Source organism: Geothrix sp. PMB-07 (assembly GCF_030758935.1).
GTDB lineage: Bacteria > Acidobacteriota > Holophagae > Holophagales > Holophagaceae > Geothrix.
In genome coordinates this window covers 1127274-1149336 of the sequence record NZ_CP132333.1, presented here as the reverse complement: position 1 = coordinate 1149336, position 22063 = coordinate 1127274, and the positions used below count along the sequence as shown (strand labels likewise).

Below are 22063 nucleotides of genomic sequence, written 5' to 3'. Positions count from 1 at the left end.
CCTGGGTCAAGATCAACCCACCCTAGTTGTAAGTGCCAATCAGGTTGTTCACCCGAGATCTGGGAAGCTGAAAGCGCCAACAAACAGCTTTCTCGGAGCCTCGGGTGAACCTCCACAGTTCAGCAAAGTCTTGCCCCGCCAGTCGAGCATTAATGGTGAAGCGCGTTCTGGAGGAGGACTGGACGGTCCGGGATGCGGCTGAATCCATAGGAATCAGCACGCGCAGGGCCTACCGATGGCTCGCTCGGTTCAAAACAGAGGGTCCGGCCGGACTCCTGGATCGCTCCAGCCAGCCGCATCGCCTGGCGCGAAGCCACGAGCTTGGCCTCGTCGTCGAGGCCGTAGGTCGAAGGCGGCGGGGCCAGGCGGCGATCCGGATTGCCTCGGAACTGGGCGTGCCCCGTTCCACCGTGGGCTTCTGGCTCCGCAAGGCGCGCATCTCCAAGGCTTCGGACCTCCAGCCCAAGGAACCCGACAACCGCTACGAACACGCGGCCCCCGGCGACCTCCTCCACCTGGACACCAAGAAGCTCGCCAACTTCCACGAAGTGGGCCACCGCGCCACAGGCATCCGCCACCACAAGAACCGCGATGCGGGCTACCAGGTGCTCCATGTCTGCTCGGACGACCACTCGCGGGCCTGCTACATGGAAGTGCTCCCGGACGAGAAGAAGGAGACCACTGCCTCATTCCTCCAGAGGGCGCTGTTGCACTTCCAGGCCCGGGGCGTCACCGCCCGCAAGCTGCTGACCGACAACGGCTCGCCCTACCGGTCCAAGGCGTTCAAGGCCATGCGCGAAGCCTTCGGCCTCACGCACAGCCGCACCCGCCCCTACCGCCCACGGACCAACGGCAAGGCCGAGCGCCTCATCCAGACGGCCCTGCGAGAGTGGGCCTACGGTCCCACCTGGCAGAGCTCAGACGAAAGAAACCAGGCGCTCGGCGCCTGGCTCCACTTCTACAATCACCACAGGCCCCACAAGGCCTTAGGTGGTCAGCCCCCGGTTACCCGGCTGGTCAACCTCGTTGGCACCGACACCTAGTGCCACTACGGTAAGCCTGTCGAAATCCTTCAACTTAGGTATGCCAGCACCGGCCAACCCGCCAGCCCGGTGGGTTTGCGATCGGAAGGTTCAATTCCTAATTGGCACCAAAACCACATTTACCCCTTTGGCCCACCACTTGCACGGGTTCCGCACCACCCCGGGTGCTCCATGCCCTCCGCCTCTCATTCCAACAGCCTGTGTCAGGGCATCCTGGCGTACCTTCACGATCATCCCGAGGCCGCCGACAGCCTGGAGGGCATCGCCAACTGGTGGCTTCCCGCCCCTGCCTACTCGGTCACGGTCGAGGCCGTGCAAGAGGCCTTGGCCCTCCTGGTGGCCGATCAGCGCATCGCCCGCCTCGACCTGGCAGACGGTCGGATCTTGTACCAGAGCGTTGAGAAGGTTTCAGGCTCCCACCCAGCTTGGCGTCCCCCCACCCCCAGGAGCTCCCATTGAACAGTCCCCTTGATAACGCCCTCGCCTTCACCCTCGGCAATGAAGGCGGCTATGTGAACCATCCGGCCGATCCCGGCGGCGCCACCAACTTCGGCATCATCCAGCGCAACCTCGACAAGTGGAACGGCGCCCACCCGGAGCTGGGCTTTCCTGGCGATGTGAAGGATCTGACCAAGGATCAGGCCAGCACCATCTACCGGACCGATTACTGGCGCTGGGATGGCCTTTCCGATGCCGCCATCGCCATCAAGCTGTTCGACATCGGGGTGAACTGCAGCCTGGAAGTCGCCGTCAAACTGCTCCAGAAGGCCCTCAACACCCTGATCACCGCACCCATTTCCGTGGATGGGCAACCCGGGCCCGCGACCCTCGGCGCCGCCAACGCCCAATCCCCCTCGGCGCTCATGCAGGCCCTTTGTCAGGCGCAGAAGAACTACTACCAGTCCATCGTCGATCGCAATCCCAGTCAGTCCGTGTTCCTGAAGGGCTGGCTGAGGCGGGCGGATCGCATTCCGGAGGCCCCCCATGTCGTTTGATTGGAAAGCGCTCGTCAAGAGCATCGCCCCCACCATCGGCACCGCGTTGGGCGGCCCCCTGGGCGGCATCGCGGGCCTGGCGCTCACCAAGGCCCTGGGCATGCCCGATGACGCCGCGAAGGATGACAACAGCCTTTCGGCCGCCATCCAAGGTGCCAATCCAGATCAACTGCTCGCCCTCAAAAAGGCCGATCAGGATTTCGCCGTGCAGATGCAGAAACTGGGCTTCGAGAACATCGAGGCCCTGGAGGCCATCGCGGCCGGGGACCGCGCCAACGCCCGGGAGCGGGAGATCAAAACCCAGGACTGGACCCCCAAAGTCCTGGCCTTCCTCATCACCATCGGCTTCTTCTCCCTGCTGGGCTACCTGATCCACAACAGCGCGAACGCGGCCCTGAACAACAGCCAGGTGCTCAACGTGATGCTAGGCAGCCTCGGCTCCGCCTGGATCGGCGTGGTGAGCTACTACTTCGGCTCCAGCGCCGGGTCGGCCCGCAAGACCGAACTGATGTCAGCCAAGTCGCAGGGATGAGTCATAAATAATCCGCATTGAACCTTTGGGGCCAACCAATGGTAAGGTGTCCGCATTACTGCGGATGATCACGCCGAGGCCCCCCATGAGAATTGCCGTACCCAGAGAGATCAGGGCGGACGAGACCCGCGTCGCGTTGGACCCCGAATCCTGCAAGAAACTCATCCAGCTCGGCATCGAGGTGGCTGTGCAGGCCGGGGCCGGGGCCGCCGCCCACTACCCCGATTCCGCCTACGAATCGGCGGGGGCCACGATGATGGCAGATGCGGCGTCGCTGTGGGGAAACGCCGACTTCCTGCTGAAGGTGAACGCCCCCCAGGCCCGCCCCGAGGGCGGCCATGAAGCAGACCTTCTGAAGCCCGGGGCCATGCTGTTGGCTTCACTCTTCCCCACGCGGAATCTCGAGGCTGTCCAGCGGCTGGCGGAGCGGAACATCACCGCCTTCTCCACGGACTGCATCCCCCGCACCACCCGCGCCCAGGCCATGGACACGCTGTCGAGCCAGGCCAACATCGTCGGCTACAAGGGCGTGCTCATCGGCGCCATGGAGCTGCCCAAGTACTACCCCATGTTCATGACCGCCGCGGGCACCACCCTGCCCGCCAAGGTCTTCGTCATCGGCGCGGGGGTGGCGGGCCTGCAGGCCATCGCCACGGCCAAGCGCCTGGGCGCCAGCGTCACCGCCACGGATGTCCGGCCCGAGGTGAAAGAGCAGATCGAATCCGTGGGCGGCAAGTACGTGGGCATCGATCTGAAGCAGGGTGCGTCCGCTGGAGGCGGCTACGCCACCGAGCTCTCCGCCGAGGACAAGGCCCTGCAGGCGAAGCTGCTGGCGGATCACTGCGCCACGGTGGATGTGGTCATCACCACGGCCCTCATCGGCGGCGTGTTCGCGCCCAAGCTCATCGATGAAACCATCGTCCGCTCCATGAAGCCCGGCTCCGTCATCGTGGATCTGGGCGCCGACGGCGGCGGGAACTGCACCCTGTCGAAGCTGGGCGGCACCACCGACGTGAACGGCGTGAAGATCATCGCCCCGCTCAACCTGCCTGCCACCGTGGCGACCCACGCCAGCATGCTCTTCTCGCGGAACCTGCTGAACTTCATGACCGCCTTCTGGGACAAGGAGGCCAAGCGCTTCAACCTGGACTGGGCGGACGACATCCTCAAGGGCTGCGCCGTCACCCATGAGGGGAAGGTGGTCCACGGGCCCACGCTCAAGGCACTGGGCCAAAACGAGGGAGGGAAGGCGTGATGATGCTCCTCGCACGCACCGAAACGCCGGGCCACGCGGCAGGCGGCGGCCACGGGCAGCTCGATTTCATGGGCGCCCTCTTCGTCTTCATGCTGGCCACCTTCATCGGCCTCATGGTCATCCAGCGGGTGTCGCGCCTGCTGCACACGCCGCTCATGAGCCTCACCAACGCCATTTCCGCCATCGCCGTGGTGGGCGCCCTCATCGTGTCCGCCGGCAAGGATTCGCCGGGGTACATCACCCTCTTGGGCCTGGTGGCCATCTTCTGCTCCACCACCAACATCGTCAGTGGCTTCCTCATCACGGACCGCATGCTGAAGATGTTCAAGAAGCACGAAAAGGGGGCCAAGTGAGCGCCGAGACCCTCGTCCAGCTTCTGTATCTCGTCTCCACGGCCCTGTTCATCCTCTCCCTCCGGTGGATGGCCGATCCCGAAACGGCCCGCAAAGGCGTGTTCTCGGGCGTGGCGGCCATGACCCTGGCCGTGCTGGGCACCCTGACCGGCGTCATGGCCACCGGCGGCACCCACTACTGGTGGATCCTCGGCGCCTTCGCTGCGGGCGCCGCCATCGGCTACCCTCTGGCCCAGGTGCCCCTCACGGCGGTGCCGCAACGGACGGCGCTTTCCCATGCCTTCGGCGGCCTGGCCGCGGGCCTGGTGGGCACGGCCAAGTTCTTCCTCTACTACGGCCAGAAGAACGAGGCGGCCCTGGCGCCCTTCATCGTCATCGCCCTGGTGGCGGAAATCCTCCTGGGCTTCCTCACCTTTACTGGATCGATTCTGGCGGCGGGCAAGCTGCAGGAAGTGAAGTGGATCCCCCAGCGGCCGGTCACCTACCCGCTGCAGAACGTCAGCAACCTCGCCCTCTTCGCCCTGGCCCTGGGCCTGGGCGTGGCGCTGGTACTGCATCCGCTGGCCCCCTGGGCGCCCTGGGCCTTCGGCGGCATCATCCTGCTCTCGCTGGCCTTCGGTGTGCTGCTGATCATCCCCATCGGCGGCGCCGACATGCCCACCGTGATCTCCATCCTCAATGCGTACGCAGGCTTGTCGGCGGTGGCCATGGGCTTCGTGCTGAACAACAAGCTGCTCATCACGGCGGGTGCCCTGGATGGCAGTTCGGGCCTCATCCTCTCCGTGATCATGTGCAAAGCCATGAACCGCTCCTTCTTCAACGTGCTGTTCGGCGCCTTCGGCCAGACCACCAGCGCCAGCGCCGAGGGCGAACAAAAGGCCTACAAGTCCGACACCGTGGAAAGCGCCGCCCAGGTCATGGAACAGGCGGATCTCGTGGTCATCGTGCCCGGCTACGGCATGGCCGTGGCCCAGGCCCAGCACAAGGTGCGCGAGGTCTACGACCTGCTGAAGAAGAAGGGCGTCACCGTGAAGTTCGCCATCCATCCCGTGGCGGGCCGCATGCCGGGCCACATGAACGTGCTGCTGGCCGAAGCTGAGATCCCCTACGACGACTTGGTGGAGATGGATGAGATCAACGGCGACATGCCCCAGGCAGATGTGGTGCTGGTCATCGGCGCCAACGACGTGGTGAATCCTGCCGCGCGCTCGGACAAGAACAGCCCCATCTACGGCATGCCCATCATTGATGCCGACAAGGCGAAGACGGTGTATGCCATCAAGCGCTCCAAGGCGCCGGGCTTCGCGGGCATCGACAACGAGCTCTACTTCCTCGACAAGACCTTCATGCTCTTCGGGGATGCCAAGGCGGTGGTGGGGGAACTGGCCCGGAAACTGGCGGGGGAAGGCGGACACTGAACCCGTCCGTCACAGCGGGTTTGGAACCATCCCCTAGAAAGTCCAGACCAGATCCGCTGTGAAGCTGCGGTCATTGGCCGCCAACGGGGCATGGCCGCCGTAATAGGGTTGCAGGATCGGATAGGCCGCGTTGCCGAGGTTCTTGAAGGTGAATCGGAGTTTGGTATCAGGCCCCAGAATGTGGTCCCAGGTGAGGGCCAGGTTCGCGATCAGGCGGGCCGGAAAGGGCGCGCTTTGCAGAAGGGTCGGAAGCACCGTGCCCGGCTGGTACCCCGACCTGGCGGAGGCCGGGGTCTGGGCCTCTCGCGAGGAAACATACAGGAGGCTCGGAGCCACCAGACAGGCCCCCACCTCGAAGTGGATGCCCACGTTGATCTTCACCGGGGAAACCCCCAAGAAGCTCTTGCCATTGGAGGCCAGGTAGAAGGGCACCACCTCTCCATCAGGACGGGTGATGCTCAGGTTCCCAAAGGCGCCCCAGGCGCCGTACTGCGTCTCGAATTGGGCTTCGAGGCCCTTGGCATGCACAGAGCCGGCATTCTGGATGGAGTAGAGGCTGTTGCTGGTGAGAAAACCCTCGATGACGCGGCTGACGGCCGTCCGGTAGAGGTTGAGCCGCATCATCGCGTGGTGGGAGAATCGCCAGCCCACCTGCAATTCATTGCTGCGGATCAACTCAGGCTGCAGGCGGAGCCCTGTATAGGCGAACAGGGTGCTGTATTCCTGAAAGATCGAGGGCTCCCGGAAGGCCTCACCATACAGCAGCTTGGCATTGAAGGGGCCGTCCGCGTAGGTGAGGCCCAAGCGCGGTGCAAAGGCGTGGCCCACGGAATTGCTCTCGTACCGGCCGCCCACGGTGATGCCGAAGGCGCTCACCTCCTGATCATATTGGGCGTAGGCAAACTGGGTGTTGAGCGTGATCTGGGGCGTCAACTGGGCGGGATTGGAGGGATCCCGCAGTCCCCCTTGATTCTGGAGGTTCACGCTGCGTTCCCAATCCTGGATGCCGCCTCCACCCAGCAACAGCGTGGCCTTTGACGATGGCGCCCACTTCAAGGTGGCATCGCCCGTGAAACGGCCACGGGTGCTGCCTGAGGTGAAAACGCCGCTGCCCACCCGGCTCTGGGCGTAGAGCACCCCCATGTCATTGGTGAGCTGTTCTGCGGCTGCCTCAAGCGAGAGGTCCTTCCTCACCTGGAACGTGCGCTGCAAGCGAAACCCTTGGACGACGCGCTGGCCCGCGCCTGGAACCCCAGGTGGAAGCCCTGGAATGACCGGATCCAGGGGCCCGCTCCCCGCACCATCCACCTGGGCGATCTGAAAGGCTGTTCGGAGGAAGCGCACCTCCATTCCGAGGGCCTGGACCTCGCCCGCCACGAAGGTGTTCTCCCGCCGCGCATTCCCCTTGTCCTGCGGGAACGCCTGCTGGGTGAAGAAGGTGTCCACGTAGGGCTGATTGCTGAAGGGGTCCGCCTGGTAACCGGCGCGGAGGGAGAAATAGGCCGCGTCCGACAGGTGGTCGCTGACCGAGAGAAAGGCGCCGCCTCCCTGATTGCCGGCGCCAAGGGTGCTGCCCCTCAAGGCGAACCGGCCTTGATCGCCCATCTGGGCGTTGTGGGTGATGACATTGATGACAGCCACCCCTGCGAACTGGCCATAGACAGCGCTGCCGGGCCCGCGGATGACCTCCACCCGCTCCACCATCTCCGAAGGGATGAACCCGTAGTAGTTCACGTTTCCGTTGTGGATGGGACTGACGGCCAGGCCATCGACCATCACCAGGGCCTTGCCCTCGTGGGCCCAGATGCCGCGCTCTGAAAGGCCGATGAGCCCAGTGCCGTCCAGGGCGAAATCGAAACCCGGCAGGGCGCGCAGGATGTCCGCCAGGTCGCGCCAGCCGTACCGTTCGATGTCCGCGCGAGTCACCACGGACACAATGCTCGGGGCGGATTCCTCCGCCTGGGGCCGCTTGGTCGCCACGACGACCCGCGTTCTCAGAAGGTCTTCGAGAACCCCCAACGGTTCGGTTTCCTGGGCCACCAGGGGGGACCCCAGCAGGGAGGCCAGGCCAAGGGCCCCCAGGCGAACCGGCAAACATGATCCGGGCCTGCCTCGCACCACCTCGGGTTCCCGCCAGAGAAAAACCCGCCCCTGGGCTGCGAAGGGGGACCCCGGTCTGCCGCGCTGCTGGAGAGAACGGACCATGAGACCCCCCCTTGGATATCCGGATTGACAATGAGCTTATTCGGACCGATGGCCGGAAATCACAAGTTTCCCGCCTAATTGTCATGGCAGGGGTTTGGCCATTTTTGGCGACCCGGACCAGCTCCAGGGCGGCGGCGTATCACGTGAACCGGTAATCCTCCGGCACCACGATGATGCCCTTGTCAGAGACAGTGAAGCGCTGAAGGTCCTTCTCCAAGTCATAGCCGATGCTTTCGCCAGGCGGGATGGTCACGTGCTTGTCCACGATGCAGCGGCGCAACCGGGCCCCTGCCCCGACCACGACGTGATCGAACAGGATCGAATCCTCCACCAGTGCCTCCTCGTGGACATACACCCGCGAGGCCAGGATGGAATGGCGCACAACGCCACCGATGATCACGGTGCCCGCGCCCATGATGGAGTTGGTCATCATGCCGTCCTTGCCGCTGGCGCCAGGCACCATGCGGGCCGGAGGATTCTGGCCATGGTAGGTGCGGATGGCCCAGTCCCGCTGGTACAGATCCAGGGGCGGCACGGGCTTGAGCAGGTCCATGTTCGCTTCGTAGTAGGCATCGAGGCTGCCCACGTCGCGCCAGTAGCGGTCCGGTGTGACCCGGCCCCGCGTGCCGCCGAATTCATAGGCGCAGACCTTGTGGGTGCGAATCATGCGGGGGATCAGATCCTTGCCGAAATCATGGCTGGAATCGTCTCGGAGGCTGTCGCTGCGAAGCGCCTCGATCAACTGATCTTTCGGGAAGACGTAGATGCCCATGGACACCAGGGCTGTCTCCGGGTCACTGGGCAGGGGCTTGGGCCGCTCCGGCTTTTCCTGGAATTCCACGATGCGGTTGTCTGAGTCGATGGCCATGACTCCGAAGGCGCTGGCCTCTTCCAGGGGAACCTTCATGCAGGCGATGGTCAGATCGGCGCACGCCTCGTCATGGGCCTTGATAAGGGCCGCGTAGTCCATGCGGTAAATGTGATCCGCGGCGAGGATCAGCACTTTTTTCGCGGAGCTGCGCTCCAGGAGGAAGAGGTTCTGGTGGATGGCGTCCGCCGTGCCAGAGTACCAGGAGGCACCGGTCCGCATTTGGGGCGGCACCACCGTAATGTACTCGCCACATTCGGGGTTGAAGATGGACCAGCCGTCCCGCAAGTGCTTGTGCAGGGAATGCGATTTGTATTGAGTCAGCACCAGCACGCGGCGCAGGCCGGAGTGTAGGCAGTTGGACAGGGTGAAATCGATGACGCGGTACTTGCCGCCGAAGGGCACCGCCGGTTTCGCGCGGTCCGCCGTAAGGGGCAGCAGTCGCGTCCCACTTCCGCCGGCAAGGAGGATGGTCAACGTGTGTTCGGCCATGGGGGCGCCTTTGATGGGGGGTTCACGGACGGATCGGTTTGGGACCCACCATGAGCCCGAATGGGCGCCAGATCAATCAGAACCCGTCAGCCTCCGTGGAATGTGACGAACTCGCCCAGATCGGCGCGTTCCGTCAGCAGCTGGTTCTCCGCCGCTTCGGGATCGGCATAGCCCAGAGCCATGCCGCAGACGATGGCCTGGTCGGGGCGCAGGGACAGCTCTTCCGCAATGACGCGGTGGAACTGGGTGAAGGCCGCCTGGGGGCAGGTGTGCAGGCCTCGCGCCCGCGCCGCGATCATGAGGGTCTGCAGGAACATGCCGTAGTCCAGCCAGCTGCCCTGTTCCAGAATGCGGTCGATGCTGAAAAGAAGACCCACGGGGGCATCAAAGAACCGGTAGTTGCGGCCGTGCTGGCGGTGCATCGCCTCTTTGTCGGTCTTGGCGATGCCCAACAGCTTGTAGAGATCCCAGCCCACCTTGCGGCGGCGGTCGATGTAGGGCGAGGTCCACTCCTTGGGGTAGTAGTCGTACTCGCGCTCGTGCTGGGCCAGCTCGGCGGGGTTTTCGTAGATGGCGCAGATGCGGTCGCACAGCCGGTCCTTGGCGGTGCCGGTGAGCACGTGGACCTGCCAGGGCTGGATGTTGGTGCCGGAGGGGGCTCGCGCGGCCAGGCCGAGGATCTCCTCCAGCAGGGTCTGGGGCACCGGGGTGGGCAGGAAAGCCCGCATGGAGCGGCGGCTGGCAATGGCCGCATCCACAGCGGCGGTCTGGGTGGCGGTGGGTGTTTCGAACAGGCTCATGGAAATCCTTCCCTCAGAACAACCATACCCGCGGTCGCGGGTCGGTTGCCTCGGGGTGGGTCAACGAAGCCCGTGCCGGGCCTTGAACCCAGCCCACCCCCGCTTCGCCGCCAGGAACGCCTCCACATCGGCACACAGCAGGAAGGGGTTGTTGCGCTTCTCCCAGGCCAGGGTGGAACTGGGCCGGGCGCCGTAGTCGTGGCCGGGCCAGAGGGTCGTGGTGTCGGGCCAGACTTTCAACAGGCGCTGGAGGCTCTGCCATTCGGTGCGGCCCTCGGCCTCGGTCTGGGTGCCGCCCACCTTGCCCACGAAGAGCAGGTCACCCGTGAACGCCGCATCCTGGCCCTCCACCAGGAAGGCCAGATGGTCCGGGTAATGGCCGGGAACATGCCATACACGAAGGGTGTACTCGCCGAAGGAGACACCATCGCCATCGCGCAAGGTGACATCGACAGGGCCAGGGTGCTTCGGTCCACCGGCGATCAGGGCCCCTGTGAGCGCCTTCGCCACCTCGTTGCCATTGGTGTGATCCGGATGGCCATGGGTGTTGAGGATGTGGGTCACCTTCAGACCTTGCGCCTGGGCTCGCTCCACCACCGCCTCCGGAGCGTAGGAAGGGTCGATGAGCAGGCCCACGCCCGCCTCGCGGTCGCCCAGCAGGTAGCCGAAGTTGCGATCCCCACCCACCCTGATCTGCTCGAAGATGAAGCGCATGGGCCCTCCCTCCTTAACCAGGATGGCAGGGGTCAGGATGGCAGGCTGGCTCGTCGGACCGTCAGCCTTTCCGAGCCACCGGACAGCCACCCGAACTGCACTTGCCACAGGCAGCACCCTTGGGTGCGCTCAGATCCTGGACAGCGCCCCGAATGAAGTAGAGGGCCGCAAGGCCGGCGGCGGAAAGGGCGAGAACGCTTTGCATGCCCATGCTCACCTCACGCGAATCCGAGGGCGCGGCCCGCGGCCACGGTGATCCAGGCCAGGCCCCAGCCCAGCGCCAACCCGTAGCCCACGGTGAAGGCCGCCCAGCCCCAGCTGCCGGCTTCACGGCGAATCATGGCGATGGTGCCCAGGCACGGCGTGTAGATGAGGGTGAACACCATGAAGGCCAGGGCCGTGAGGGGCGTCAGGCCCGAGCCGTCGCGCAGTGCGACCTGAAGCGGGCTGAGGCGTTCACCTTCCTTCGGTTCCTCACTGGCCTGGTGGATGACTGCCATGGTGGACACCACGATTTCTTTGGCGACGAAGCCCGCCGTGAGCGCGATGACATCCTTCCAGGCCTCGGCGCGCTTGTGATCGGGGTCGAGGATGGGCCGCAGAACCGGCTCCACCTTCTGGCCCAGGCGGGCCGCCAGGCTCGTGTTCACGATGCGGCTCTCGTGGGCCAGCTGCAGGTCCTTGAGCTTCTCTTCAGCCTCGGCCTTGGGCAGGTTGAGCGCCACCACGGCCTGGCGCTGCTGCTGGTATTCAGCTGTCCACTCGCGGTTGGCGATGCCGGGATACCGCGACAGGAACCACACCAGGGTGGCGCCCGCGAAGATGGTGGTGCCCGCGCGCGTGAGGAAGATGGAGCCCTTCTCCCACATGTGGATGAGCGTCGCCTTCAACGTCGGCAGACGGTAGGGCGGCAGCTCCATGACGAAGGGCGAGCTGGGGCCGCTGAACAGCGCGCTGCGCAGCAGGCGGCCCATCAGCACGGCCAGGGCCAGGCCCAGGAAGTGCATGGCGATGATGGCCAGCGCCGCCTTGAAAGGCGTGAAGAAGGTGCCGGCGATGACGATGTAGACCTGAAGACGCGCCGAGCAGCTCACCAGCGGCGTGACCAGCATGGTGATGAGGCGGTCCTGCGGGCTCTCGATGGTGCGCGCCGCCTGGATGGCCGGCACATTGCACCCGCTGCCCATGATGAGGGGGATGAAGCTCTTCCCGTGCAGGCCCATGACGTGCATGAGGCGGTCCATGATGAAGGCCGCCCGGGCCATGTAGCCCGTGTCCTCCAGGAAGGCGATGCAGCCCATGAGGATCATGATCACGGGCACGAACACGATGACCGCGCTCAGGCCGGGGATGATGCCGTCCACCAGCAGGCTGGTGAGTTCGCCCGCGGGCAGGCGCGAGGCGGCGAAGCCAGACAAGGCCTTGAAGCCGTCGGCGATCCAATCCTGCGGGATCTTCCCGAGGATGAAGGAGAGCGAATACATCAGCGCCAGCACGCCCAGGAAGATGGGAATGCCGATCACGCGGTGGGTAAGCACCGCATCGAGCTTCGAGGTGGGTGACTGTTTGTCATCGGGCGCCGTGGCCACTTCCTTCACCAGGCCATGGGCAAAGCCGTAGCGGCGCTCAGCCACCAGGGTGGCGCCATCGGCGCCGAGGTGCGGCTCCAGGAAGGCGAAACTCTTGGCGAGCTGCTGCTTGATGGCTTCAGCAGCGTGGCTCTCAGCCACCACCCGCTTGGCTTCGGCGTTGTTCTCCAGCAGCTGCAGGGCCAGCCAGCGGGGCGGCATGGCGGCTTCCAGCAGCTCGTCCCGGCAGATCTCTGTCTGCAGCTTCGTGAGTTCGCCCTCGATGTCGTGGCCGTAGTCCACCGTGATGCGGCGGCAGCGGTTGGACTCGCCGCGGGCCATGGCCGAGAGCAGCGTCTTCAGCTCGGTGATGCCCTGTTCCCGGTTGCCCACGGTGGGAATCACCGGGCCGCCCAGCAGCTGCTCCAGGGCCGGCACGTCAATGCGGACGCCGCGGTTCTCGGCGTCGTCGACCATGTTCAGCACGAAGGCCACGGGCTTACCCAGTTCCAACAGCTGGGTGCTGAGGTAGAGGTTGCGCTCCAGGTTGGAGGCATCCAGCACGTTCAGGACGAGATCCACCTCGGGCGACGCCAGGAACTGCGAGGCCACTTTTTCATCCTCGCTGCGGGCGGACAGCGAATAGGTGCCGGGCAGGTCCACCACTTCCATGGTGGTGCCACCATCCTCGAAGGTGCCGCTGCGGCGCTCCACGGTGACGCCGGGCCAGTTGCCCACATGGTGGCGCGCGCCGGTGAGGGCGTTGAACAACGTGGTCTTGCCACAGTTGGGGTTGCCTGCGAGGGCGATGGTCAGCGTCATCAGGCCACCGGCTGCACGAGGATGCAGGCGCTTTCTTCGCGCCGCAGAGACAAGTGATAGCCCTTGATCACCAATTCCATGGGATCACCCAGGGGAGCGAGCTTCTCCACCCGCAGAAGCGCCCCGCGAATGAAGCCCATCTCCAGCAGGCGCTGGCGCACCTGCCCCTGAGCCTGCACCTGGACAACTTCCCCCTGATCTCCAGGGTGGAGTTGACTTAGGGGGATTGGTAGATTTTGAGTCATAGTCTCAACTCCGTCGACCAGTGTAGCTCATGACCAGCATGGAACAAGGAAGCAACGAAGGGATGTGATCTCCGTCTAAACTGAAGCCAATGAATGCCTCCAGTCCCATCACCCTCCCCAATGCGCTGACCCTGCTGCGGATCCTGGCGATTCCCTTTTTCGCCATCGCGGTCTGGTACGGACACTACTGGCAGGCCTGCATCCTGTTTGCAGCGGCAGGGTTTACCGACCTGTTGGACGGCCTCATCGCCCGAACCTTCAATCAGCGCTCCGATCTGGGTGCGATTCTCGATCCCGCCGCCGATAAGTTGCTGATGACCACGGCTTTCATCCTCATGGCCTGGCGCACCCAGGGCATGACGGCCCCCATCCCCGTCTGGGTGGCCATCCTCGCCATCATGCGGGATCTCGTCATCTCCTTCTACGCCTTCGCCTCGGTGGATCGCCTCAGCGACAGCAAATTCCACCCCAGCCTGTTGGGCAAGCTGAGCACGGCCATGCAGCTGATCGCCGTATCCCTGGGGCTGCTCTTCAATGCCATCGGCTACCGGTCCTGGATGGATCCCCTGCTGCCCGAGATGTACTACGTGGTGGCTGCGCTGGTGCTCGCTTCGGGCATCCATTACTTCCTGCGGGCCACGACAACCCACCCGTCCTGATACACTGGCAGATTCCGCGTCGGGAGACGCCGAAGGAGCTGCCATGAGAAAGTTCACCCCCAAGGGGGCTGGAACCGCGCCCACCGCCAAGAAAACCGCCTCCAGCCGTCCGACGGGGCGCCCTGGGGATCGGCCCGCGCGCCGACCTGCCGCCCGAACTGCGGACCGACCCGCGATGGCAGAGGAGCGTCCAACGCGTCGTCCGGCGACCCGCTCCGCGGAACGCCCTGACCGCCATACCCCGGCCCGCTCCGACAGTCGTCCCGAGTCCCGCCCTGAAACCCGCGTCGATGACCGCCCGGCTCGCCGCACCACAAGTCGTCCCGATGAGCGCCCGACCCGCCGTCCCGTGGACCGGGCCCAAAGTCGGCCCTCGAATCGCGCCACAGGCCGCCCAGCCCCAGTCGCTGCACCCAAGGCCAAACCCGCTCCAGTGGCCGCGCGCAAGGTTGGCCCCAGGCCCGGCGGCCCTGGCCAGGAGCGCCTCCAGAAAATCCTCGCCGCCGCAGGCATCGCCAGCCGTCGCGCCTGTGAAGAGATCATCCTCGATGGCCGCGTGCAGGTGAACGGCGTCACCGTCACGGAATTGGGAACCTGCGCCAACCCCAAGCGGGATGAGATCACCGTGGACCTGATCCCCATCGAGAAGGAAGCGCCGGTCTACATCCTCATGAACAAGCCCAAGGGCTACGTCACCACCGTCAAGGATGACCAGGGCCGCCCCACGGTCATGGCCCTGATCCGCGATGTGCCTGGCCGCCTGTACCCCGTGGGGCGTCTCGATTTCAACTCCGAAGGCCTCCTCCTCATGACCAACGATGGAGCCCTGGCCCAGGTGCTCATGGGGCCTGAGCATGAGATCCCCAAGGTCTACCTGGTGAAGGTGCACCGCAATCCGCGGCCCGAGCTGCTGAAGGAATTCCAGGAGGGCTTCCTGCTCAGCGGACGGCGCCTGAAGCCCTGCCACATCGAGGTGGCTGAAAAGGGCGACAATCCCTGGCTGAAGGTGACCCTCACGGAGGGCAAGAACCAGCAGATCCGACGCATGTTCGCGGCGGTGGGACACCCGGTCAGCAAGCTGCGCCGCGTGCAGTTCGGCCCCCTGGCCGATCCCATGCTGAAGCCCGGCGCCTGGCGCTTCCTCAGCCCCCAGGAAATCGCAGCCATCAAGAGCCTCTGAAACTCTCCGGGGGTCCCCCGCTCCGCTTCGCTGCGCGAACACCCCCGGGACCCCCGCGCTCAGCCCGGCAAAGCCGAGCTGAGCTGAAACTCTCCGGGGGTCCCCCGCTCCGCTTCGCTGCCCGAATACCCCCGGACCCCCGCGCTCAGCCCGGCAAAGCCGTGCTGAGCTGAAACTCTCCGGGGGTCCCCCGCTCCGCTTCGCTGCGCGAATACCCCCGGACCTCCGCGCTCAGCCCGGCAAAGCCGAGCTGAGCGAAGATCCCCTCCTAGACGAGATCGAGGCTTCGCACTGCGAGCAGGATCTCCCGCAGGAAGAAGACCAGCGCGGCCACGAAGGCTGCCATGGAAAGGATGAACATCAGCGCCACGGCCATGGCCACATTGACCTTGAGCATGGCGCCGAGGAACACCGTGGCGATGCTGACGCACACAAGCAGCGCCGAGGTGGTTCCTCCGGTGATGGCCAGGTTCACCAGATGCCGCCGCTGCGCGAGGATGTGCATCTCCTCGTGGATCAGGCGGGCCTTCACCTCCGCAGCGTTCTCCAGCTTGTCGTTGAGGGCCCGCGCCCGGTCGATGATCCGGGCCAGCCGCGTGGACAGCACACCCAAAATGGTGCCGATGGAGGTCAGCAGGAAAACCGGTGCCACAGAGAGCTGAATGACATGTGAGATGTCGTAAACGGCTTGGTACGAAACGGGAGTGTCCATATGCCTTAGCTATCGGCCTCCAAGGGCCGAGTGTCAAAGATTGGGGTGAATGGGTTAGAGCGCTTCTTCCTCGAAGTCCAGCATGTGCCCGCTCTTGCGGGCCTTGGTCTTGAGGTAGCGCAGATTATGCGGATTCGAAGCCAGCTGATGCCGCTCCCGCTCGACTTCGATGCCAGCGGATTCCAGTGCGCCGATCTTCCTCGGGTTGTTGGTGAGCAGCTTCACCTGGGTGATGCCAAAGAACTTCAGCATCTCCACGGCACAATCATAGGTGCGCAGATCATCGGGGAAACCGAGGGAGTGGTTGGCTTCCACCGTATCGAGCCCCTGCTCCTGCAGCGCATAGGCCTTGAGCTTGTTCAACAGGCCGATGCCGCGTCCCTCTTGCCGGAGGTAGAGCACCATGCCACCGTGCTCTGATACATGGCGCAGGGCTTCTTCCAGCTGCTGACGACAGTCGCACTTGAGGCTGCCCAGCACATCGCCGGTCCAACACTCTGAGTGGATGCGCACTGGAATGCGCCTGCGTGCGTCGATCTCGCCGGCCACGATGGCGAGGTGCTCTTTCCCGGTGGCATGCTCCAGAAAACCGTAGACCGTGAACTTGCCGAAGATGGAAGGCACATTGGCCTTGGCGATGAAGGGGACCTTCTCCGCCTGCAGCTTGCAGAACAGTTCAAGCTTCGGGGCGCTGCTGGGTTCTTTGGGTGACATGGGAGTCCAGTGTCAAAAGCGGTCACCTCATGGGATGCCGCTCGGGCGAACTTGAAGTCTGAGACCTGGGGCCTTTCTCGGCAACCCCATAAAGTCTAATTTACATTCTAGACAAAATCCCGTTCCATCTGAGTGTGAAGGGCTGCCTCCACCTGGGAGATGAAGGTTGCCAAGGGTTCACCGACCTTGGCCCCGGAGGCCAGTCGATGGCCCCCTCCGCCGAACAAACGACAGACCGCGTTCACATCCACCCGCTCCCGGGACCGGAGGCTGACCTTGGAGCGGCCATCGGCCGTTTCGGAAAACAGGGCTGCGACCTCCACCCCTTTCAGCTTGCGAGGCTCCTCCACCAGCTCATCAAGATCCTCGTGGGTGGCTCCTGCCGCCTCCAGATCCGCCTTGGTCACAGTGACATAGGCGAAGCGGCCTTCTTCCCGCAACTGCAGTCCGCCCATGGCCCGACCGAAGAGCCTGATCTTGGCAGGTGTCGCCGTCTGGTAAAGGGCATTGAAGGTTCGAGCCGGATGGACCCCCTGGGCCAGCAGATCCGCGGCGGCATGATGGACCTTGGGGGTGCTGTTGGAGTGCCGGAAGTTGCCCGTATCGCTCACGAGACCCGCGTAGAGCGCCTGGGCCATGACGGGTGGGAAGTCGCCGTCAGTGCGGGAACGAACCAGGTCGTAGACCAGTTCGGCGCTGGCGCTGGCGCTGGGATCCGTGAACTCCGCATCGAAGCCCTTCGGAGCATCCTTCAGATGATGATCGAGGCAGGCCCGATCGGCCTGGGTGGTCTCGAAGGCGGCAAACAGCGGGCCCATGCGGTGGGGTTCTGAAGCGTCAATGAGCAGCCAGGCATCGGGCCAGGCTGCGAGACCTGCATGCGGACCAGCGGGGGCGTAGGCTTCGATCCAGCCCTCAGGGTCCAGAAAACGCAGGTTCTCGGGCAGGGAAGGTGTCACCACGATGCGCACCTGCTTGCCTGCGGCCTTCAAGTAGGACGCCAAAGCGATGGCAGCGCCCACCCCATCCCCATCCGGATTCTCATGGGTCGTGAGCAGCACGCGCGCGTGGTGATCGAGAAAGTGGGCAAAGCGATCCAGCATGGAAATCCTGACCTCGAGCGTCAGGATATCAGAGCTGCTCTTTTTTACTTTCGAGGCTCCCGGGCTTGAAGGCCTTCAGCTCATGGACCACTTCCGCCAGCATGGCCCGCTTGAGGGCATAGGGCAGGAAGGCGCTCTTGAAGCCCATGATGATGAGTTCCTTGATCTCCTCGAGGTTGAAGGCCAGTTCCTCGTGGATGACCTGGAACTCCCGGCTGACCGTGGTGCCCGTCACCATGCGGTTGTCCGTGTTCACCGTGACGCGCAGGCCCAGATCGTAGAACAGACGGATGGGATGGTCGGCCATCTTCTTCACAGCCTTGGTCTGCACGTTGCTCGAAGGGCAACACTCCAACGGAATGCGGTGGTCATTCACGTAGTTGAGCAGGTCGCCATCCTCGATGAGGCGCACGCCGTGCCCGATGCGGTGGGCGCCGCAGAGGTGGATGGCCTGGTGGATGCTCTCGGGCCCGTAGGCCTCACCCGCGTGGAGCGTGCAATTGATGTTGTTCTGCAGCACGCGGCCGAAGGCATCCTTGTGGCGCTTGGCCGGGAAGTTCTCCTCGGCCCCCGCCAGGTCAAAGCCCACCACGCCCTTGTTCTTGAAGGCCACGGTGAGATCCGCAAGCCGCAGGGAGATGTCGGGCGAGATGTGGCGCATGCCGCAGAGGATGACGCCGGTCTTGATGTTGTACTGGCGCTCCGCCTGAGCCAGGCCCTCGAGCACGGCCTGCACGATGGCGTGCAGCGTGAGCCCCTTCTGCTGATGGAGGATGGGGCTGTAGCGCACCTCCATGTAACGCACATTCTCCTTGGCGGCGTCCTCGGCCAGTTCAAAGGCCGTTCGCACCAGGCTGTCGTAGGTCTGCATGACCGACAGCGTGACGTCAAAGGCGCGGAGGTACTCCACCAGCGACTTGCAGTCGTCCCCCACCTCCACGAAGGGGCGCAAGCCGTCCACGGAATCGGCAGGCAGCTTCACCTTCTGCTGCTCGGCCAGCTCAAGGATGGTCGGAATGCGGAGGCTGCCATCCAGGTGGACATGCAGATCCGTCTTGGGGAGGCGCTGGAGGTCTTGGATCGTCAGTTTGGCCATGGCCAAGCCTAGCGCTGAACCCTGCTGTCGGCTATGGGCTGTGCCCGGCCCCCCGGGGAATGGAGAAGCGATGGAACGGCCCCGCCATGCCTTAGCGCGGGGTCTATGGCGTGCGGCGGGAACCCCCAGAGAGCCAAGCCGAGGACCGCTAAGCCGGCCGAGGCGCGGGGGTCCGGGGGTGTTCGCGCAGCGAGGAACCCCCGGAGGACATCAGGTATTCAGCTGGCTCAACCGGTGGGCCAGCACCGAGTCATCCGTCGCCTGCCCCTGGCAGGCCTTGCAGAGGCCGAAGATCTGATGGCTGTGGTGCATGGGCTTGAAGCTGAATTCCCGACAGATCTGTTCCTGCAGAGCTTCCAGGTCGGGGCGGAAAAACTCGATGATGGCATCGCAGTTCAGGCAAATGAGATGGTCGTGGTGCTCGTTGCTGCGCACCGCCTCGTAATGCGCGAACTGGTCGCCGAAGCTGCTCTTGCGCACCAGCCCGCACTGCACCAGCAGGTCGAGGGTCCGATACACGGTGGCCCTGCTGATGGCCTTCCCCTTTTGTTTCAAGGCCATGTGCAACTGGTCGGCGTCGAAATGGTGAGGCTGGCCGAAAACCTCCTCCACCAGTTCCAGCCGCTCACCCGTCAGCTTCAGCTGTCGGGATCGGAGAAAGGTCTCGAAACGCTGCTGCTCTTCGGGCCGTTCGATCTTGGGCTTGCGCATGGAACCCTCGGCGGGAAGTTTACACGATGTAGGCAGGAAAACCCATTTTACAAAGCCTAAATCCAAGCGTATTATGGAATTTCTGTTTTAAATATGAGGCATTCATGGCAGTCGTGATTATCGAGTCTCCGACGCTCAGTTCGGATCAGAAAAGCAGGATCGGGGAACGTGTCATTACAGCTTTACAGCATGAGGGCATCGCTCCCGGATCGGTGGTGATTCTGTTCCAGCCCGAGCGCGGGGATATCTATGTGGATGGCCTGCTGATTCAAGCTCAGTCCACAGGGGCCGCCGCCACGCCCGCGCCGCCAGCCCCCAAGGCCCTCGTCTTGGAGCCCGTCCATGAGTCGACCCCCGCCTTCAAGACCAAGGCGCGGCGCTCCAAGCCCGAACTCGAAGACATGAAGCAGGCCCTGATTGCCGCCCTTCAAAACCGTGGCTCCCTCAGCAGCTTCGAGGCCCAGGTGGCGCTTGACCTCAAGGAGTGCGACTGGGCCCCAGCCACCCTCCGCCGCCTGTTCACCGAACTGGAGGAAGCCAAGCTCATCGCCAAGAGCGGCCAGAAGCGGGGCACCCGTTATGTCTGGAAGGGCATCGCCAATGCCCCTCAATCTGCGCCGACCGTGAAACTGGTAAAGGCCGAAAACGAAGAGGGATGAGGCGTCCAACCCCCGGACCTCAGCTCTGCCACACTCAGGCCATGGATTGGTTCATCAAGGATTTCAACCACCCGGCGTACTTCACCATCTATGCGGACAAGGCCAAGGATGCGGCCCATGAGGGCCCCGCTCTGGCAAACCTGCTGGATCTCCCGAGCGGAAGCCGGGTGCTGGACCTTCCCTGCGGCTGGGGTCGGCTCAATCCCCATCTCCGCCAGCGGGGATTGAAGGTCATTGGCGGGGACATCAGCCCCCTCAATCTCGCCAAGCATCGGGTGAGCCATCCCGTGCCGCTGGTGCGGCTGGATTTCCGCGCCCTGCCCTTCCGCGAGGGGGTGGCCGATGGCGTTTTCTGCGCCTTCACCAGCTGGGGCTACTTTGCCACCGAAGCGGAGAACCTGCTTCAACTGGAAGAGTACGCCCGGGTACTCCGCACCGGAGGAATCCTGCTCCTCGATCTCGCCGGCCGCAGCGCCTTGCAAGCCTCCCTGGAAGCATCGGGCGAGGACTGGTTGGACTTCCCCGAGGAGGGTTACCAGGAGCGCGTTCGCTGGAACGCGGATGGTCGCCGCATTCTCACGGACCGGCTCTGCCAGGGAGAGTCCTTCTGCCATGACATCTGGATTCCAGAGGATGGCGAGGTGAGGGCCTTCCTTCACCGGGCTGGCTTCCACGTGGCGCAGGCCTATGGCGGCCTGGATGGCCGGGCCTGGGACGAGGACGCGGAGCGCTGGATCTATCGGGCCGTCAAACGCTAGCGTGGCGCGCGGCCAGCAGGTAAACCCCGAAGCACAGCCCGCAGAGCCCCAGAGCCAGGGGCAGGCCCACACCCTGGACCAGGGCCCCGCCTGCCACAGGGCCGATCATCAGCCCCACGGAATAGGCCAGGTTCAGGATCGAGAAGGCTGAGGCAAAGCTCTGACTGCCCTGGCGCTCCACCTGGTCCGCCACTGCGGGGCTGCAAGGGCTCATGATGAAGCTGGCCGTGCTGCCCAGGCCCATCATGGCCAGCACCACCATCCACGCCTTGGGCAGCAACACCGGCAGGGGCAGCAGGAATACCGCCAGCACCAGGCCGATGCGGAGCACCTTCACACGGCCGATGCGATCCGACAGCCTGCCCATGAGGGGTGAGGTGAAGGTGTGAGCCACGGCTGAAGCCGCGAAGCACAGGCCGATCTGAGAGGCGCTGAAACCCAGGCGCTGGTCCATGTCCAAAGGCAGCGTCGATTCCAACAGCGCCCAGAGCCCAGACCCAAGGGCCATGGCGCCCGCAAACAGCCGGATGGTTGGGTTTGACAGCAACTGTCGAAAGGGCAGTCTCGGTCCCCGCTCCGGTTCCACCTCGGGCAGAAGAAAGGCGCGCCCTGCGGCATCCAGCGCCACCAGGCCCGCACCGAACAGGAATGGAGTCGCGGGACCTGCATGCTGGGCCAGGAAGCCGGACAAGGGCGGCCCGATGAGGACGCCGAGGTTCGCCGCTGCGAAAGCGGTGCCCATGGCCTTGCCCCTCGATTCCGAAGGGAAGTGGTCCGCGAGAAGGGCCATGCCTGGCAGCCAGGTCGCGGCGCCCGCCGCGCCTTGGAAGGAGCGCGCCACCACCAGCAGCCAGTACTGTTTTGATAGCGCAAACACAAGGGTGGTGAGACCCAGGCCCGCCAACCCCCACAGCATGGGCGCCTTCCTCCCGTAACGATCCGTGAGGACCGCCACGGGAAAGGTGGCCAGCAGCAGTGCCACCGCATAGCTGCCGAAGAGGATGCCGACCTGCATGGGATTCAGGTTCAGCTCCCGCGCGTACCGGGGCAGCAGCGGCACCAGCAGGTAATAGAGGAGCATGTCCACGTGGAAGGCGAGGGCCGTCACGAGCAGGGCGGCAGTCTGGGGCGAAGGGCGGCGCATGATCCATGGAACCATGC

Annotated in this window: 23 protein-coding genes; 11 read left to right on the top strand and 12 right to left on the bottom strand. The window is 64.5% G+C overall.

From position 1 onward, the window contains the following. The first annotated feature begins 152 nt into the window (after positions 1-152). The 7 genes from Q9293_RS05025 to Q9293_RS04995 all read left to right on the top strand — a co-directional run bounded on the left by Q9293_RS05025 (position 153) and on the right by Q9293_RS04995 (position 5596). Positions 153-1043 (top strand): IS481 family transposase, encoded by an 891-nt coding sequence (locus Q9293_RS05025; RefSeq protein WP_306248254.1) that lies wholly within the window; start codon positions 153-155, stop codon positions 1041-1043. Positions 1044-1214: 171 nt separating this feature from the next. Then, entirely contained in the window at positions 1215-1502 is a 288-nt protein-coding gene (locus Q9293_RS05020) for a hypothetical protein (RefSeq protein ID WP_306250673.1), read from the top strand. Next, positions 1499-2038 (top strand): glycoside hydrolase family 108 protein, encoded by a 540-nt coding sequence (locus Q9293_RS05015; RefSeq protein WP_306250672.1) that lies wholly within the window; start codon positions 1499-1501, stop codon positions 2036-2038. Before Q9293_RS05020 ends, Q9293_RS05015 begins: the two co-directional genes overlap by 4 nt. Next, positions 2028-2570 (top strand): hypothetical protein, encoded by a 543-nt coding sequence (locus tag Q9293_RS05010; protein ID WP_306250671.1) that lies wholly within the window; start codon positions 2028-2030, stop codon positions 2568-2570. The genes Q9293_RS05015 and Q9293_RS05010 overlap by 11 nt, the downstream gene beginning before the upstream one ends. An 85-nt stretch (positions 2571-2655) precedes the next feature. Then, positions 2656-3825: a Re/Si-specific NAD(P)(+) transhydrogenase subunit alpha gene (locus Q9293_RS05005; protein WP_306250670.1), complete on the top strand. Its 1170-nt coding sequence runs from the start codon at positions 2656-2658 to the stop codon at positions 3823-3825. 68 nt (positions 3826-3893) lie between these two features. Then, on the top strand, positions 3894-4178 hold the full coding sequence (locus tag Q9293_RS05000; protein ID WP_372342195.1) for an NAD(P) transhydrogenase subunit alpha: 285 nt from the start codon (positions 3894-3896) through the stop codon (positions 4176-4178). Next, positions 4175-5596, top strand: a complete 1422-nt coding sequence (locus tag Q9293_RS04995; protein WP_306250666.1) for an NAD(P)(+) transhydrogenase (Re/Si-specific) subunit beta — start codon at positions 4175-4177, stop codon at positions 5594-5596. The genes Q9293_RS05000 and Q9293_RS04995 overlap by 4 nt, the downstream gene beginning before the upstream one ends. Positions 5597-5629: 33 nt before the next feature. Here the strand turns inward: Q9293_RS04995 and Q9293_RS04990 are convergent, their stop codons facing one another. The 6 genes from Q9293_RS04990 to Q9293_RS04965 form a co-directional block, all read right to left on the bottom strand. Further along, positions 5630-7690, bottom strand: coding sequence for a TonB-dependent siderophore receptor (locus tag Q9293_RS04990; protein ID WP_306250664.1), 2061 nt, complete (start codon positions 7688-7690; stop codon positions 5630-5632). 250 nt (positions 7691-7940) lie between these two features. Then, positions 7941-9161, bottom strand: coding sequence for a glucose-1-phosphate adenylyltransferase (gene glgC, locus Q9293_RS04985; protein ID WP_306250662.1), 1221 nt, complete (start codon positions 9159-9161; stop codon positions 7941-7943). An 86-nt stretch (positions 9162-9247) separates the two neighbouring features. Continuing rightward, positions 9248-9961 carry a nitroreductase gene (locus tag Q9293_RS04980; protein ID WP_306250660.1) on the bottom strand — a complete coding sequence of 238 codons (714 nt, stop codon included), beginning with the start codon at positions 9959-9961 and terminating at the stop codon, positions 9248-9250. Between the two features lie 60 nt (positions 9962-10021). Beyond that, positions 10022-10675: a hydroxyacylglutathione hydrolase family protein gene (locus Q9293_RS04975; protein ID WP_306250658.1), complete on the bottom strand. Its 654-nt coding sequence runs from the start codon at positions 10673-10675 to the stop codon at positions 10022-10024. A 218-nt stretch (positions 10676-10893) separates the two neighbouring features. After that, positions 10894-13065, bottom strand: coding sequence for a ferrous iron transport protein B (gene feoB, locus Q9293_RS04970; RefSeq protein WP_306250656.1), 2172 nt, complete (start codon positions 13063-13065; stop codon positions 10894-10896). Then, on the bottom strand, positions 13065-13244 hold the full coding sequence (locus Q9293_RS04965; protein WP_306250654.1) for a FeoA family protein: 180 nt from the start codon (positions 13242-13244) through the stop codon (positions 13065-13067). The genes feoB and Q9293_RS04965 overlap by 1 nt, the downstream gene beginning before the upstream one ends. A gap of 155 nt (positions 13245-13399) precedes the next feature. Between Q9293_RS04965 and pgsA the strand changes: the two genes are divergently transcribed. Further along, positions 13400-13969, top strand: a complete 570-nt coding sequence (gene pgsA / locus Q9293_RS04960) for a CDP-diacylglycerol--glycerol-3-phosphate 3-phosphatidyltransferase (RefSeq protein ID WP_306250652.1) — start codon at positions 13400-13402, stop codon at positions 13967-13969. A 43-nt stretch (positions 13970-14012) separates the two neighbouring features. After that, entirely contained in the window at positions 14013-15149 is a 1137-nt protein-coding gene (locus Q9293_RS04955) for a pseudouridine synthase (RefSeq protein ID WP_306250650.1), read from the top strand. 268 nt (positions 15150-15417) lie between these two features. Here Q9293_RS04955 and Q9293_RS04950 read toward each other — a convergent pair whose 3' ends face one another. The 5 genes from Q9293_RS04950 to Q9293_RS04930 form a co-directional block, all read right to left on the bottom strand. Further along, on the bottom strand, positions 15418-15861 hold the full coding sequence (locus Q9293_RS04950) for a DUF2721 domain-containing protein (protein WP_306250648.1): 444 nt from the start codon (positions 15859-15861) through the stop codon (positions 15418-15420). A 54-nt stretch (positions 15862-15915) separates the two neighbouring features. Continuing rightward, positions 15916-16575, bottom strand: a complete 660-nt coding sequence (gene ribA / locus Q9293_RS04945) for a GTP cyclohydrolase II (protein ID WP_306250646.1) — start codon at positions 16573-16575, stop codon at positions 15916-15918. 107 nt (positions 16576-16682) lie between these two features. Further along, positions 16683-17678, bottom strand: a complete 996-nt coding sequence (locus Q9293_RS04940; protein ID WP_306250644.1) for a bifunctional oligoribonuclease/PAP phosphatase NrnA — start codon at positions 17676-17678, stop codon at positions 16683-16685. A gap of 28 nt (positions 17679-17706) precedes the next feature. Beyond that, the gene (gene add, locus Q9293_RS04935; RefSeq protein WP_306250642.1) at positions 17707-18774 is read right to left on the bottom strand and encodes an adenosine deaminase; all 1068 of its coding nucleotides are present in this window, start codon (positions 18772-18774) and stop codon (positions 17707-17709) included. A gap of 210 nt (positions 18775-18984) precedes the next feature. After that, positions 18985-19485, bottom strand: coding sequence for a Fur family transcriptional regulator (locus Q9293_RS04930; RefSeq protein WP_306250640.1), 501 nt, complete (start codon positions 19483-19485; stop codon positions 18985-18987). Positions 19486-19700: 215 nt separating this feature from the next. On the opposite strand from Q9293_RS04930, the gene Q9293_RS04925 reads away from it, so the two are divergent. Then, positions 19701-20144, top strand: coding sequence for a hypothetical protein (locus Q9293_RS04925; RefSeq protein ID WP_306250638.1), 444 nt, complete (start codon positions 19701-19703; stop codon positions 20142-20144). Then, positions 20141-20902, top strand: a complete 762-nt coding sequence (locus Q9293_RS04920) for a class I SAM-dependent methyltransferase (protein ID WP_306250636.1) — start codon at positions 20141-20143, stop codon at positions 20900-20902. The genes Q9293_RS04925 and Q9293_RS04920 overlap by 4 nt, the downstream gene beginning before the upstream one ends. On the opposite strand, the gene Q9293_RS04915 is transcribed toward Q9293_RS04920, so the two are convergent. Then, the gene (locus Q9293_RS04915; protein WP_306250634.1) at positions 20892-22061 is read right to left on the bottom strand and encodes an MFS transporter; all 1170 of its coding nucleotides are present in this window, start codon (positions 22059-22061) and stop codon (positions 20892-20894) included. The two genes, Q9293_RS04920 and Q9293_RS04915, sit on opposite strands and share 11 nt — an antisense overlap. Between the last annotated feature and the right edge of the window lie 2 nt (positions 22062-22063).